Source organism: Pseudomonas sp., from assembly GCF_049653025.1.
Lineage (GTDB): Bacteria > Pseudomonadota > Gammaproteobacteria > Pseudomonadales > Pseudomonadaceae > Aquipseudomonas.
In genome coordinates, this window is record NZ_JBASFM010000008.1 from 232,820 (window position 1) to 245,095 (window position 12,276).

General features: G+C 63.8%; 12 protein-coding genes. 4 read left to right on the top strand and 8 right to left on the bottom strand.

All coding sequences use genetic code 11. The features are described 5' to 3' along the window. The first annotated feature begins 27 nt into the window (after nucleotides 1-27). Nucleotides 28-1,212 (top strand): response regulator, encoded by a 1,185-nt coding sequence (locus WBK23_RS08865; protein ID WP_424483604.1) that lies wholly within the window; start codon nucleotides 28-30, stop codon nucleotides 1,210-1,212. Nucleotide 1,213: 1 nt separating this feature from the next. On the opposite strand, the gene WBK23_RS08870 is transcribed toward WBK23_RS08865, so the two are convergent. From WBK23_RS08870 to WBK23_RS08880, 3 genes are all read right to left on the bottom strand, one after another. Continuing rightward, nucleotides 1,214-3,868 carry an EAL domain-containing protein gene (locus WBK23_RS08870; protein ID WP_424483605.1) on the bottom strand — a complete coding sequence of 885 codons (2,655 nt, stop codon included), beginning with the start codon at nucleotides 3,866-3,868 and terminating at the stop codon, nucleotides 1,214-1,216. 80 nt (nucleotides 3,869-3,948) lie between these two features. Next, on the bottom strand, nucleotides 3,949-4,230 hold the full coding sequence (locus WBK23_RS08875) for a DUF2218 domain-containing protein (protein WP_424483606.1): 282 nt from the start codon (nucleotides 4,228-4,230) through the stop codon (nucleotides 3,949-3,951). A 25-nt stretch (nucleotides 4,231-4,255) separates the two neighbouring features. After that, nucleotides 4,256-4,897: an NAD(P)-dependent oxidoreductase gene (locus WBK23_RS08880; RefSeq protein WP_424483607.1), complete on the bottom strand. Its 642-nt coding sequence runs from the start codon at nucleotides 4,895-4,897 to the stop codon at nucleotides 4,256-4,258. Nucleotides 4,898-4,998: 101 nt separating this feature from the next. Between WBK23_RS08880 and WBK23_RS08885 the strand changes: the two genes are divergently transcribed. Continuing rightward, complete coding sequence (locus tag WBK23_RS08885) at nucleotides 4,999-5,889, top strand: LysR family transcriptional regulator (protein ID WP_424483608.1); 891 nt, start codon at nucleotides 4,999-5,001, stop codon at nucleotides 5,887-5,889. 99 nt (nucleotides 5,890-5,988) lie between these two features. Next, nucleotides 5,989-6,876 carry a PA4780 family RIO1-like protein kinase gene (locus tag WBK23_RS08890; RefSeq protein WP_424483609.1) on the top strand — a complete coding sequence of 296 codons (888 nt, stop codon included), beginning with the start codon at nucleotides 5,989-5,991 and terminating at the stop codon, nucleotides 6,874-6,876. A 134-nt stretch (nucleotides 6,877-7,010) separates the two neighbouring features. Here WBK23_RS08890 and ypfJ read toward each other — a convergent pair whose 3' ends face one another. Together ypfJ and WBK23_RS08900 are read right to left on the bottom strand one after the other, a co-directional pair. After that, a complete protein-coding gene (gene ypfJ, locus WBK23_RS08895) occupies nucleotides 7,011-7,889 on the bottom strand; it encodes a KPN_02809 family neutral zinc metallopeptidase (RefSeq protein ID WP_424483610.1) in 879 nt (292 codons plus the stop codon). Between the two features lie 78 nt (nucleotides 7,890-7,967). Continuing rightward, the gene (locus WBK23_RS08900) at nucleotides 7,968-8,402 is read right to left on the bottom strand and encodes a DUF411 domain-containing protein (protein ID WP_424483611.1); all 435 of its coding nucleotides are present in this window, start codon (nucleotides 8,400-8,402) and stop codon (nucleotides 7,968-7,970) included. Nucleotides 8,403-8,533: 131 nt separating this feature from the next. Between WBK23_RS08900 and WBK23_RS08905 the strand changes: the two genes are divergently transcribed. Continuing rightward, nucleotides 8,534-8,920 carry a DUF4345 domain-containing protein gene (locus WBK23_RS08905; RefSeq protein ID WP_424483612.1) on the top strand — a complete coding sequence of 129 codons (387 nt, stop codon included), beginning with the start codon at nucleotides 8,534-8,536 and terminating at the stop codon, nucleotides 8,918-8,920. A 1-nt stretch (nucleotide 8,921) separates the two neighbouring features. Here WBK23_RS08905 and WBK23_RS08910 read toward each other — a convergent pair whose 3' ends face one another. From WBK23_RS08910 to WBK23_RS08920, 3 genes are all read right to left on the bottom strand, one after another. Then, nucleotides 8,922-9,416: a DUF4136 domain-containing protein gene (locus WBK23_RS08910; protein ID WP_424483613.1), complete on the bottom strand. Its 495-nt coding sequence runs from the start codon at nucleotides 9,414-9,416 to the stop codon at nucleotides 8,922-8,924. A gap of 132 nt (nucleotides 9,417-9,548) precedes the next feature. Then, nucleotides 9,549-10,637, bottom strand: a complete 1,089-nt coding sequence (gene trmA, locus WBK23_RS08915; protein WP_424483614.1) for a tRNA (uridine(54)-C5)-methyltransferase TrmA — start codon at nucleotides 10,635-10,637, stop codon at nucleotides 9,549-9,551. 205 nt (nucleotides 10,638-10,842) lie between these two features. Continuing rightward, nucleotides 10,843-12,135: an NCS2 family permease gene (locus WBK23_RS08920; protein WP_424483615.1), complete on the bottom strand. Its 1,293-nt coding sequence runs from the start codon at nucleotides 12,133-12,135 to the stop codon at nucleotides 10,843-10,845. Nucleotides 12,136-12,276 lie beyond the last annotated feature (141 nt).

Genomic DNA, 12,276 nt, shown 5'->3' on the forward strand with positions numbered 1-12,276 from the left:
ACCGACGTTTTGATTGGGGAGCTGCAAATGGACGAAATGCTCGATCGGCCGGATCAGCCGCTGGTGCTGGTGGTGGACGACACACCGGAAAACCTCGAGCTGATGAGCGAACTGCTGCTCGGCAGCTACCGGGTCAAGGTGGCCAGCAGTGGCGTCAAGGCGCTGCGCATCGCCGCCGGCAGCCAGCAGCCGGACCTGATTCTGCTCGACATCATGATGCCGGAGATGGATGGCTATGAGGTCTGTCGCCTGCTCAAGCTCAACCCGGCGACCGCAGCGATTCCGGTGGTGTTTCTCACTGCCAAGAACGAAGTGGCCGACGAGCAGCAGGGTTTCGACCTGGGGGCGGTGGACTACATCACCAAGCCGATCAGCCCGCCGCTGGTGCTCGCCCGCGTGCACGCGCACTTGCAGCTCAAGGCAGGGGCGGATTTTCTGCGTGACAAGAGCGAATACCTGGAGCTGGAGGTGCGCCGACGTACCCGCGACATGCAGCGCCTGCAGGAAGTGACCATCGAGGCCATGGCCAACCTGGCGGCCATGCGTGACAACCCTTGCGGCAAACACCTGTCGCGGGTCGAACCCTATATGACCACCCTGGCCACGGCGTTGTGGCATCAGCAGCCGGCCCTGGCCGAGGAGTTGAATAAGGAGCGCGTGGTGCAGCTGGGCAAGTCGGCGTTGCTGCATGGCATCGGCAAGCTGGTGCTACCGGATCGCATCCTGCTCAATCCGATGCCGCTGCAGGGCGATGACCTCAAGCTGCTGCACGGCCACGCCGTGGCTGGGCGCGATGCGCTGCTGGCCGCCGAGGCCAAGCTTGGCAACAGCACCGATTTTCTTCGTACGGCGCGCGATATCGTCTACTGCCAGCATGAGTACTGGGACGGCAGCGGCTATCCGCAGGGCTTGCTGGGTGAGCAGATTCCCCTGGCGGCGCGCTTGATGGCGCTGGTTGGCTGTTATGAGGAGTTGACCAGCCATCACCTCTATCGGCCCTCGGTGGGCCATGCCGAGGCGCTTCAGCAGATCAGCGCGGCCAGCGGCACGCGCTTCGATCCCTCGGTGGTGCTGGCCTTTATCGAGGCCGCCGATCAGTTCGCTGAAATCGCCCAGCGCCTGGCCGACGATGCCGCGTCGATCCATTGCGAGCTGCAGCGCCTGGACGACTCGCTAGGGGAAAGCATCGAGCTGACCTTGCCTGCGGGTTGAGTCAGGCTGTGGGCACACTCACATGAGTGGCGCGCCAGCGCTCCACCTCGGCGGCTGGCATCGGCCGGCCGAAGTGGTAGCCCTGGGCGATATCGCAGCCGAGGCGGGTGAGTGCGGCGGCTGTTGCCTCATCCTCGACGCCCTCGGCCACCACCTGCATGGCGAAGTTGTGCGCCAACGCCAGGGTCGATTGCACGATCATCGCGTCGGAGGCGTTATGGGTCATCGCCGAGATAAAGGTGCGGTCGATTTTCAGCAGCTGGGTCGGCAGACGCTTGAGGTAGGCCAGTGACGAGTAACCGGTGCCGAAGTCGTCGATCGACAGCGTGACGCCCAGTTCGCGGATGGCCAGCAGGCTGCGCAGGGCGCGTTCCGGGTCGGCCATCAGCGCGCCTTCGGTGACTTCCAGTTCGAGCCATTCAGCGGCAACCTGATGACTGTCGAGCAGCGTGCGCAGCTCTTCGGCAAAGCCCGGGTTGAGCAGGTTGTGCGGGCTGATATTGACCGCCAGGCAGGTGCCCAGGCCCTGCTCCTGCCAGCGGCGCAGCTGGCTGAGGGCTTCGTTGAGGACCCAGTGGGTGAGCGGGTGAATCAGCTCGGTGCCTTCGGCCAGGGGAATAAAATCACCTGGCGGAATCATGCCTTTTTCCGCGTGCGGCCAACGCAGCAGCGCCTCGAACCCGACTACCTGGCGGTCGATCAGGCGGATTTTCGGCTGGTAGTGCAAGGTCAGGCCGTTTTCGCGAATCGCCCGGCTGAGCTGGGTGTGCAGGGCCAGGCGTTCGGGGGTGTGGTTGTCGCTGTCGCTGTTATAAATGACGAACTCGCAGCGCTCACGCTTGGCCTGATACATGGCGATGTCGGCGCAACGCAGCAGGCCGTGGCTGCTGTCTGCATGTTCGGGGAACAGCGCCACGCCGATGCTGGCGCTCAATTCCAGGTGGATGCCGTCCACTTCCAGGGGCCGCGCGATGGTCCGGCCAATGCCGCTGCACAGGCTGGTCAGGGCCACCTGGTCGGCCAGGTGGTCGGAAACCACGGCCATCTCGTCGCCACCCAGGCGGGCGATCACGGCGTTGTGCTCACGCAGCCAGTCTTGCAGACGCTGGCCAAGCTCGGTCAGTACCTGGTCGCCGTGCTGATGGCCGAGAGTGTCGTTGACCTCCTTGAAGCGGTTCATGTCCAGCAACAGCACGGCAAAAGACGGTGTGTCGGGGGCGCTCAGACGCTGTTCGATGTGGCGGTTGAGCCAGTAGCGATTGGGCAGGCGGGTGAGGCTGTCGTGGCTGGCGAGAAACTCCTGGGTGGCCAGGTAGCGCTTGTGTTCGGTGATGTCGTGCAGCACCCCAAGCAGCAGGTCACGGTCGCGCCAGCGAAACAGCGAGATATGCACCTCGCAGTCGAATGGCTCGCGGTTGTCCAGGCGCTGGAATTGCCACTCCAGGTGCTGCTCCTGGCCTGCCAATACCTTGCTGAGTGTCAGGCCGGCGCTCGAGGTAGACGGCCGGCCGTCGGGTTGCCACTCGGGTGACAGTTCCGATGGTCGTAGTCCGAGCAGGGCTTCAACCTGGGTGAGGCCGAATAGCCGTGCGGCGACTGGATTGGCGGTGAGGATGCGGCCGTCGCGCTCGATCAGCAGCAGGCCGTCGGTCACGTCGGTGAACAGGCGGCGGTAGAACTCCTCGTCCTGGCTGAGCTGACGGATCAGCCGGCGTAGCTGGAATGCCGCGAGGCCGAGCAGCAGCAGGCTGGCGGCGAGCAAGATCAGGGTCAGGGCGCTGCGGCGGTGCCAGGGGCCGTAGAAGCTCTCCCGGGTTTCGCCGATGACCGCGGACAGGGGAAAGCGCGGTGACGGGGTGACCGCGTAGATCGAGGGGACCCCGGCCAGGCTGGTAGCTTCGACGAAGCTGGGTGTCTGGCGCTGGCTGAGGTTGAGCAGTTGCGAGTCTGCGGGTAGTGAGCGGCCGATGTACAGCTCAGGGTTTGGCGTTCGGTACAGCACCACGCCCTGATCGGACAGCAGCCCACCGTTCATTTCCTGCTCAAGGCCGAGGCGTTCGAGCAGGCGGCCGAATTTCTCCGTGGGCACCAGCGCGCCCAGTTGCAATGGCCCTTCCACGGCATGCGGCATCTCGATCACCAACGGCAAAAGGAAACCGGTATAGCCCGGCAGGCGCAGCGGGCTGTAGAGGGGCGCGCGATAGGGTTTGTCATGCAGCTGTTGCAGTGTGGCGAGCTGCGTCAGGTTGGTCACTGCCTGGCCGTTGCTGTCGACGACGAACAGTTCGCCACCCACGCGGGCGAACAGATGACTGGAAACCGGGTCGTAGCGCATGGCGTCGCCCAGCACGGCGTAGATGCGTGCCCGCTCGGCACGCTGTACCGGCGGATAGCTCAGTTCATTGGCGCTGACACGCACGCTCTCATAGCTCTGCTGCAGCAGCGCGCTGGTGTAGCCCTCCAGCGCCATCGACAGCGCCCTCATGCTGCGGCGGTGCTGCTCCGTGCTGGTCTGGTAGTCGCGCAGGATGCTCCAGCCACCGAAGCCTATGGTCAGCAGCAAGGCCAGGCCGATGCTGACAAAGAAGCTGCGACCGATATGGTGCTGCTGCAGGTCGTGCTGGCGGCGGATGAGTCTGTTTAGCGCAGTGGCCATGGGGCACTCGTGGCGGGGCCGAGAGCTCACAGCTTAGGCGATGGCAGATTGCTACCGCCAGTTTTCGCCCCGTACGTCCCTTAGCGCCAGTCGAGTTGCAGCGTCTCCTGCCAGGCGAAGCGCTCGAAGTGGCTGGCCATCACGTTCTGCAACTTTTCCAGGTCCTCCTGGCTGTTGCTTTCGACTCGCAGGGTCAGGCCGGCGTCTTCGGCGCGCAGCAGGCCGAGGCCGGAGGTGAACTCGATACGGCCCTGCTGTTCATCGAAGCTGACCGGGACCTTATGGGCGAAGTGTTTGCACAGCCGGCTGATATAGCGGGCAGGTGTCTCGGTAGCGACATGGGCGCTGCTGTTCAGTTGCATGGGGTTCTCCAGATTGAGAGGCGGCTTAGTAGCCGACGGTAAAGCGCTGGCGCAGGTGCTGCGGGCGCTCCAGTTCATCGATGATCGCCACGGCCAGGTCGGCCACTGTGATGCTTGCCGGCGCGTCACCGTTCATCAACAGCTGGTCGCCGCCAAGGCGGAACTGGCCGCTGCGCGCGCCGGGCTGCAACAGCGCGGGTGGCGAGATAAAACTCCAGTCCAGTGCGGTTTCCGTCTGCAGCAGGTTGAGGGTCTGCCGTGCGCCTTCGGCCCCTTCCTTGTACTCGGCAGGAAAGTCCGGGGTGTCGATCAACTGCAGGTTTGGGGCGACATACAGGCTGCCTGCGCCGCCGACCACCAGCAGGCGCTGCACGTTGGCTTGTTTGCTGGCGGCGATGATCGCCTGGCTGCCTTGGATAAAGTGTGCGCGAATATCCGCCGTGCCCCAGCCCGGGTTGAAGGCGTGGATCACCGCGTCATGGCCCTTGAGCTGTGCGGCCAGTGCGTCGGCGTTGTAGGCGTCGCCGGCCAGCGCGGTCAGCGCCGGGTGCTGCGGCAGGTGTTGCGGGTGACGGACGATGCCGCTGACCCGATGGCCACGGTTCAGGGCTTCTTGCAGAACAGCTGCGCCAACAAAGCCGCTGGCACCGATCAGAGCGAGTTTCATAAGTATCTCCAGGTGGGTTCTCGTTGAGAGAGATAATCGCAGCTGGATAAAGCTCAGAAAAATAGGCTAAAAAGGCTTTAACTATTAAGCAGGGCTTATGAATGGAGCAGCTAAAGCGTATGGCGGTGTTCGCCACCGTGGTCGATTGCGGCTCCATGGTGGCGGCGGCCGAGGTGCTGGGCATGACTGCATCGGCAGTCAGTCAGCAGATTCGCAAGCTCGAAGAAAGCACCCAGGTCAGCCTGCTGCATCGCACCACGCGCAAGCTGACCCTGACCGAGGCGGGGGCGACCTTCTATCAGAGCTGCGCCCAGGTCGTGGCCCTGGCTCGGCAGGCCGAACAGCGTCTGGCCGAGTTGCGTGATGCGCCGGTCGGTGAGCTGCGTATCGCCGCGCCGGTGGGATTCTCCGGGCGGCCGATCAGCGCGGCGCTGGCTCCGCTGTTGCAGGCGCACAGCGGCCTGAGCCTCAAGCTGTTCTTTCATGATGAGCAGATCGATCTGATCGAGCAGCGCATCGACCTGGCCATCCGCGTCGGCAATCTGGAGGACTCCAGTCTGGTGGCGCGGCATATCGGCGACTCGCGCATGCTGCTGTGCGCCGCGCCGGCCTATCTATTGCGCAAGCCGCCGGTCAATCGCCCCGAGGACCTGCTGGGGCTGGACTGGCTGGCCTTGAACAGCGATACCGCGCACAACCCGTTGAGCCTGAGCGGGCCGGCTGGTGAGGTGCAGAAAGTGCGCATGGAGAGCCGCGTGAGCTGCAATAACATCCTCGCGGTGCGGCATTTCACCCTGGCCGGCATGGGCGTTTCGTTGCAGCCGGAACAGGAGGTGCATGAGGAGTTGGCCACTGGCAGCCTGCGTGAACTGCTGCCCGAATGGCGCTTGCAGCCGTTCGGTATCTACCTGGTGACGCCGCGCCGTGATGCGCAGCCGGCTAAAGTGCGTTATGCGATTGAGGCGCTGCGTCAGCACCTGCTGGCGTTCTGACGACCAGGTGCTGCTCGCGAGGGTGGGCGCTGCGCAAAGATTGCCGTATAACGGGCGGCAGAGTCGAATTGGGCAACACAGGACCCCTGATTAAAGCTGATGAAGACACCAAAACGTATTGAGCCCCTGGTCGAGGATGGTCTGGTCGACGAGGTGATACGCCCGCTGATGAGTGGTAAAGAAGCCGCCGTCTATGTGGTGCGCTGCGGCACCGAGTTGCGTTGCGCCAAGGTCTACAAGGAAGCCAACAAGCGTGGCTTCCGTCAGGCCGCCGAGTATCAGGAAGGTCGCAAGGTTCGTAACACTCGCGATGCCCGGGCCATGGCCAAGGGCTCCAAGTACGGCCGCAAAGGCCAGGAAGATGCCTGGCAGAATGCCGAGGTGGCGGCGCTGTTCCGTCTGGCCAGTGCCGGGGTGCGGGTGCCCAAACCCTATGACTTCCTCGAAGGCGTGCTGTTAATGGAGCTGGTCACCGATGGCGAGGGCGATGTCGCGCCGCGCCTGAATGATGTCGACCTGCACCCGGATGACGCCCGCGAATTTCATGCCTTTATGATTGCGGAAATCGTCAAGATGCTCTGCGCCGGCTTGGTGCATGGCGACCTGTCGGAATTCAACGTGCTGCTCGGCCCCGATGGTCCGGTGATCATCGACCTGCCGCAGGCGGTGGATGCAGCCGGCAACAACCATGCGTTCAAGATGCTTGAGCGTGATGTCGGCAATATGTCTGCCTACTTCGGTCAGTTCGCCCCCGAGTTGAAGTTCACCAAGTACGCCAAGGAGATGTGGGCGCTGTTCGAGGCCGGCAAGCTGACCCCGGATAGCCCGCTGACCGGCGAGTTCGACGACCCGGAAGAGGCCGCTGATATCGACGCGGTGATGCGCGAGATCAAGGCCGCCCTGGCCGACGAAGCGCGCCGCCAGGCGCTGCTGAATGCCGAAGACGAACCCAGGGGCGAAGAACCGCCGCCGCCCTGGGCGCAGTGAAGTGAAATGGGCGGGCCTGCGCCGGCCCGCCCGTATCAGTCAGTCTGTAGGGTGGATGACGCTTTTTTCATCCACCATCTGGATGCAGGGTGGTGGATGGGTGGAGCGACATCCACCCTACGGGAGCCGTAAGACTACAGTCGCGTGGCCTTGAAAGTGTCACAGCTGCCCACATTGCCTTGCGCAAACCCCTGCTTGAACCAACGCACGCGCTGCTCCGAACTGCCGTGGGTAAAGGAGTCCGGCACCACCTGACCGCGGGCCTGTTTCTGCAGGCGGTCATCGCCGATAGCATTGGCGGCGTTCAGCGCCTCTTCGATATCCCCTGGCTCCAGCCAGTCGTGCCGCTGTTGGCCGTGGTAGGCCCAGACGCCCGCCAGGCAATCGGCCTGCAACTCCTGACGCACCAATAGCCCCGTGGCACCTTCTACCCGCTCGCCGCGTTGACGGGCAGCGTTGACCTTCGCCGAGACGCCGAGCAGGGTCTGCACATGGTGGCCGACCTCGTGGGCAATCACATAGGCCTGGGCAAAGTCGCCGGCTGCGCCGAAGCGTTGTTCCAGCTCGCGGAAGAACGCCAGGTCGATATACACCCGCTGATCACCCGGGCAGTAGAACGGCCCGACCGCCGAGTTGGCAAAGCCGCAGGCGGAATTCACTCCGCCGCGAAACAGCACCAGGGTCGGGTCGCGGTACTGCTGTTTGGCATTTTGGAAGAGCTCGCGCCAGGTGTCTTCGGTGTCGCCGAGGACGGCGCGGACAAACTCCGACTGCTCATCGTTGGCCGGTGGTGCCGAGCTTTTCTGCTGGACCGGCGCGCCGCCTTGCATGGCTTGCCCGGCCAGTTGCCCGAGGATCTGCATGGGGTCTTGCCCACTCAGCAGGCCGATGATCACCACCACCGCGACGCCACCGAGGGTCAGGCCCTTGCCGCCGCCCATGCGCATGCCGCCACTACCGGCGCTGCGTGCATCCACTACGTTGTCGCTGCGTCTTGCCCGATTCCAGCGCATCTGCTGCATTCCTTTGTGGGTTTAGCGCCCTTGAGTGTTGCCGGGTGGCGGCGCTTGTCCAGCCCGGTCGTCAGCTGTTCAGTTGCTGGGGTAGTCGCTGATCACGCGTTCCTTACCCTGTTTATCCAGGTCGATGACCTGGTAGGCATCGCGAATATCGCCACGCTCCATACCCGGTGAGCCGGTGGGCATGCCCGGTACTGCGGCACCCAGCAGGTCGGGCTGCTGGCGCAGTTTGAGAATGTCGGCCGCCGGCACATGACCCTCGACGAACTGGCCGTCGATCACCCCGGTATGGCACGAGGCCAAGCGCGGCGGTACGCCGAGGCGCTGTTTGAGCGCGCTCATGTTGTCTTCGACGTGGTCGTTGACCTTGAAGCCGTTGTCTTGCAGGTGGCTGATCCAGGCTTTGCAGCAGCCGCAATGCGGGTCGCGGTGTACATCGATGGTCAGTGCTTCGCTGGCATTGGCCAGGCTGCTAAACAGCCCGGCGAGCAGAATAAGGTGGCGCATGGGGCAGGCTCTCGAGGGGGAATAGGGCGAGCATAGCGCTGTGTGCGGGCGAGCCCAAGTGATGGCGGTTTTGCGGATCGTGCGAGGCGGCTTATGCTGCGCGCACAACTCTCGGGGTAAGGACGCTTTGCATGCTGGTTGCACGGGTAATTCTGCTGATTCAACTGCTGGCGCTGGCCGGTCTGGGCCTGGCCTATTTTGTTCGCCCGCATGAAATGGCCAACCTCAGCGGCATGCTGCTGATGGCCCCGGCGGCGGCCACCGATGTCCGGGCATTTTACGGCGGCTTGCAGATCGGCCTGGCGGCGTTTATCGGCCTGGCCTTGACTCGCCTGGACCTGACCCGCGCGGCGCTGACCCTGCTGGTGCTGCTCTACAGCTCGCTGGCCCTGGCGCGCATAGGCGGGTTGTGGCTGGACGGTGGCGCGCAGCAGACCTTCAACCTCTACGCGCTGCTGCTGGAAGTGGTCTCGGCGGGGCTGTGCTTCTGGGCGCTGCGGGGTTTGCAGCGCGGCTGAGTCAACGCGCGGCGGGGAAGCCGTCGAGTATCTCGGCCACTCCGCGGTCGAAGTTTTCCTGGCTCATGTCCGGGTTGTGCAGCTGCCGGTTGATCTGCGCCTGAAACAGCACCGCCTGGGTCTTGCTGTCGAGAATGCGTAGGGCCAGGCGCGCGCGTTCATCGTCGGTGGCCCGGGTCTGGGTGTAGACCTTGCCACCTACCGCCACCGGGGCCAGTTCAATCCCTTGTTCCTGCTCCAGGCCCAGGGCGTAGATAACCTGCATATCGGGCTGCGTTTCAGTGAAGCGGTAGCCCTTGGCGCTGAGCGCATTCTGCACGGCCTGGTTGAAGCGCAGCTCCAGATCCGCACGGTGACCGCTGGCGCGGATCGCGCGAACGTTGAAGGTCTGGTATTGGCGTTCTTGAGCGGCGGGTAGCACCTGCACCGTGGAGGCGGGCGTGCTGGTGCAGGCGCTCAGCAGTGGCAACAGCAGGGCTAGCAGATAACGACGCATCAATGACTCCTTGGCAGGTGGGTGTCCATGCACCCGGGCCACCGCAGTCTAGGCCGGGTGCCGAGACCTTGCGCCAATCCGCCGATGGGTCTGTTGCCAGTCCCGAGCGAAGCGCTGGGTGGCGTGGTAACGCTAGCGGCGTTCCAGCAGCACACCCGACTCCATATGGTGGGTGTAGGGGAACTGGTCGAACAGCGCGCAGCGGGTGATTTTGTGCGTGTCGTGGAGCTGGGCGATGTTGGCGGCCAGGGTCTCCGGGTTGCAGGAGATATACAGGATGCGCTCGAAACGCCGGGTCAGCTCGCAGGTGTCCGGGTCCATGCCGGCGCGCGGCGGGTCGACAAATACGCTGCCGAAGTCGTAGCTCTTCAGGTCGATGCCAGCCAGGCGGCGGAACGGCCGCACCTCATTGAGCGCCTCGGTCAGCTCCTCGGCGGACAGGCGCACCAACGTCACGTTATCCACGCCGTTGTCGGCCAGATTGGCCAGCGCGGCGTTGACCGAGGATTTGCTGATCTCGGTGGCCAGCACCTTGCGCACGCGGGTGGCCAGCGGCAGGGTGAAGTTGCCGTTGCCGCAATACAGCTCCAGCAGGTCATCCCCACGCTCGCCCAGCACGTCATAGGCCCAGCCGAGCATCTTCTGGTTCACCTCGCCGTTGGGCTGGGTGAACGCACCTTCGGGTTGGCGGTAGCTGAATTGGCGACCGGCGACCTGCAGTTGTTCCTCGACATAGTCCCGGCCTATCACACTGCGTTTGCCCTTGGAGCGGCCGATGATGCTGACCTGCAGCTCGGCTGCGAGCTTTTCGGCTTCGGCCTGCCAGGCCGCATCCAGCGGGCGGTGGTAGCACAGGGTGATCAGCCCGTCGCCGGCCAGGGTGGTGAGAAACTCGACCTGGAACAGCTTGAAGGAAAGAGCAGAACTCATCTGCCATGCGCTTTTCAGGCGCGGCATCAGCGCATTGATCTGCGCGCTGGCGATCGGGAAGTCTTCGAAGAAGATCGGATTGAGGTTGTCGCCGGCTTCGAACATCGCGTAGTGGCGATCCTCGCCTTCACGCCACAGGCGGAACTCGGCGCGTAGGCGGTAATGCTCGCGCGGCGACTCGAACACCTCGGGGGCGGGCGCGTCGAACGGGGCCAGCAACTCGCTCAGGCGCTGCTGCTTGTCAGCCAGCTGGGCGACATAGGTGGCGGGATCGAACGAAGAACGGCTCATGGACTACTCGGCAATCTAGGGGTTACTGCAGCTGCGGGCAGCGCCCGCAGCATTGAGGCTCAGCACTTAAAACCTGTTTCGGATCTCGCGAGCTAGAGCGAGACAAGGCAAAAATGGCCGAGGAAGCGGAGTTTACGAGTTGTAAATGAGCATTCCGAGGCCATTTTTAACGCAGTATCGCCGACGCGCAGCAGATCCGGGATTCTTAGGAGAACAGGCCGAGCTTGATCACACATAGCACGGCGAGGATCACCAGCATGGCATTCAGCTCGCGCCAGCGCCCGGCTAGAGTCTTGGCCGCGACCCAGGCGATAAAGCCGAAGGCGATGCCGGAGGCAATCGAGAAGGTCAGCGGCATGGCCAGGGCGGTGATCAGCACCGGCGCGGCGACGGTGATATCGCTCCAGTCGATCTCGGCCAGACCGGCAGCCATCAACACCGCGACGAACATCAACGCCGGTGCGGTGGCGAAGGCCGGCACGCTACCGGCCAGCGGGGCAAAGAACAGCGCCAGGAGGAACAGCACGGCGACCACGCAGGCGGTCAGGCCGGTGCGTCCGCCTTCGGCAACGCCGGCTGCCGACTCGATATAACTGGTGGTGGTCGAGGTGCCCAGCAGCGAGCCGGTCATCGCCGCGGTACTGTCGGCGATCAGGGCGCGGCCCATCTTCGGCATATAGCCGTCCTTGCGCATCAGGCCGGCCTTCTTGGCCACGGCGATAAGGGTGCCGGAGTTGTCGAACAGATCGACGAAGAGAAAGGCGAAGATCACGCTGATCAGGCCGATATCCAGCGCGCCCATGATGTCTAGTTGCAAGAAGGTCGGGGCCAGCGACGGCGGCATCGACACCACGCCGCCGAACTTGGAGATGCCCAGGGCGATGCTCAGTACGGTGATAAGCAGAATGCTGATCAGTACTGCGCCAGTGACCTTGCGTGCCTCCAGGCCGACGATCAGGAAGAAGCCGAGGATCGCCAGCAGCGCTGGTGGCTTGCTGAGGTCGCCCATGCCCACCAGAGTGGCCGGGTTATCCACCACGATGCCCGCGCTTTGCAGGGCGATCAGCGCGAGGAACAGGCCGATACCGGCGGCAATCGCCGAGCGCAGCTCCAGCGGGATGCTGTTGATGATCCATTCGCGAATTTTGAAGATCGACAGCAGAAAGAACAGGCACGCTGAGAGGAACACCGCACCCAGCGCCACCTGCCAGGTGTGGCCCATGCCGAGCACCACGGTATAGGTGAAGAAGGCATTGAGGCCCATGCCGGGGGCCAGGGCGATCGGGTAGTTGGCGATCAGGCCCATGACTGCCGAACCGATGGCCGCCGCCAGGCAGGTGGCGACGAAGATCGCGCCTTTATCCATGCCGGTTTCGCCGAGGATGCTCGGGTTGACGAAGAGGATGTACGCCATGGTCAGGAAGGTGGTGAGGCCAGCGAGGAACTCGGTGCGCACCGTGGTGTTATGTGCCTTGAGTTGGAACAGTCTTTCCAGCATGCGGAACTCCCAATAACGGCTATCGCGCCGTGGTTATGCCAACCGAAAGCAAAGCACATCCATGCACGGGTGCATGATTTTGCTGGCGATCTGAAAAAAGTCGCGCATCATATCAGCTCGTCCGGAGTGGGTGAATTTATG

Excerpts from the sequence above, each read along its gene's own strand:
- WBK23_RS08880 (WP_424483607.1), bottom strand. The coding sequence starts at position 4,897 with ATGAAACTCGCTCTGATCGGTGCCAGCGGCTTTGTTGGCGCAGCTGTT.
- WBK23_RS08920 (WP_424483615.1), bottom strand. The coding sequence starts at position 12,135 with ATGCTGGAAAGACTGTTCCAACTCAAGGCACATAACACCACGGTGCGC.
- trmA (WP_424483614.1), bottom strand. The coding sequence starts at position 10,637 with ATGAGCCGTTCTTCGTTCGATCCCGCCACCTATGTCGCCCAGCTGGCT.
- WBK23_RS08885 (WP_424483608.1), top strand. The coding sequence starts at position 4,999 with ATGGAGCAGCTAAAGCGTATGGCGGTGTTCGCCACCGTGGTCGATTGC.
- WBK23_RS08910 (WP_424483613.1), bottom strand. The coding sequence starts at position 9,416 with ATGCGTCGTTATCTGCTAGCCCTGCTGTTGCCACTGCTGAGCGCCTGC.
- WBK23_RS08875 (WP_424483606.1), bottom strand. The coding sequence starts at position 4,230 with ATGCAACTGAACAGCAGCGCCCATGTCGCTACCGAGACACCTGCCCGC.
- WBK23_RS08870 (WP_424483605.1), bottom strand. The coding sequence starts at position 3,868 with ATGGCCACTGCGCTAAACAGACTCATCCGCCGCCAGCACGACCTGCAG.
- ypfJ (WP_424483610.1), bottom strand. The coding sequence starts at position 7,889 with ATGCGCTGGAATCGGGCAAGACGCAGCGACAACGTAGTGGATGCACGC.
- WBK23_RS08865 (WP_424483604.1), top strand. The coding sequence starts at position 28 with ATGGACGAAATGCTCGATCGGCCGGATCAGCCGCTGGTGCTGGTGGTG.
- WBK23_RS08905 (WP_424483612.1), top strand. The coding sequence starts at position 8,534 with ATGCTGGTTGCACGGGTAATTCTGCTGATTCAACTGCTGGCGCTGGCC.
- WBK23_RS08890 (WP_424483609.1), top strand. The coding sequence starts at position 5,989 with ATGAAGACACCAAAACGTATTGAGCCCCTGGTCGAGGATGGTCTGGTC.
- WBK23_RS08900 (WP_424483611.1), bottom strand. The coding sequence starts at position 8,402 with ATGCGCCACCTTATTCTGCTCGCCGGGCTGTTTAGCAGCCTGGCCAAT.